We start from the raw sequence: 619 nt of genomic DNA, 5'->3' as shown, positions 1-619 counted from the left end.
CGGGCTGTCATTTCAGCCGAATCCGGCGGTTCGGTTTCAAAAGTGGCGGTGCCATGCAATACGTGATAAGCATAAATCTGCTGGATGGCAGGAATATGTCGTTCATCTGCTTCGGTTATTTCCATCGATACGGCTCCTTCTGCGGTCAGAAGCAGAGACTAACCCGAATGAAGAATTTCAGACAGGCAGCAGGACTTATCAGCAGCATAAGGAAATTTTGGGATGGCAAACCTGAATCTCGATCATCTGGCTCCTTTCAGACTGGTTATCAGCCGGGGCAGTTTCTCCGGCGCGGCTGAAGCACTTGGTCTGTCGCAGCCGGCAGTGAGCCTGCAGATAAGACAACTGAAGCAGGCGCTTCAGGTCCGCCTTATCGAGCGAACCAGCCGGGGAGTAAGACCCACGTCTGCCGGGCTGACTCTCGTTGAGCACAGCTTGAAAATTGATGCCGTGGTAAGTACAGCTGTTGAATCAGTGAGTCTGCATTCCGATGAGATAACCGGCACTGTTACTGTCGGCACAGGCGCAACGGCCTGTATTCATCTACTGCCCCCCTTACTGCAGCAACTGCGGCAGGCCCATCCCCTGCTGAAGGTGGACGTACGCACAGGTAACACTT

Annotated in this window: 2 protein-coding genes; one reads left to right on the top strand and one right to left on the bottom strand. The window is 53.6% G+C overall.

What is annotated here, in order from left to right:
- On the bottom strand, positions 1 to 125 hold a 125-nt coding region (locus tag COO59_RS21430), incomplete at its 3' end, for a GNAT family N-acetyltransferase (protein ID WP_420845713.1).
- 97 nt (positions 126 to 222) lie between these two features.
- On the opposite strand from COO59_RS21430, the gene COO59_RS20580 reads away from it, so the two are divergent.
- Positions 223 to 619 (top strand): LysR family transcriptional regulator (locus tag COO59_RS20580; protein WP_133158633.1); only part of this gene is annotated, 397 nt, incomplete at its 3' end.

Origin of the sequence: Mixta theicola, assembly GCF_002895925.1 — a bacterium.
Classification (GTDB): domain Bacteria; phylum Pseudomonadota; class Gammaproteobacteria; order Enterobacterales; family Enterobacteriaceae; genus Mixta; species Mixta theicola.
Note: the sequence above shows the minus strand (reverse complement) of the source record. Positions and strands in the feature narration are given on the sequence as shown.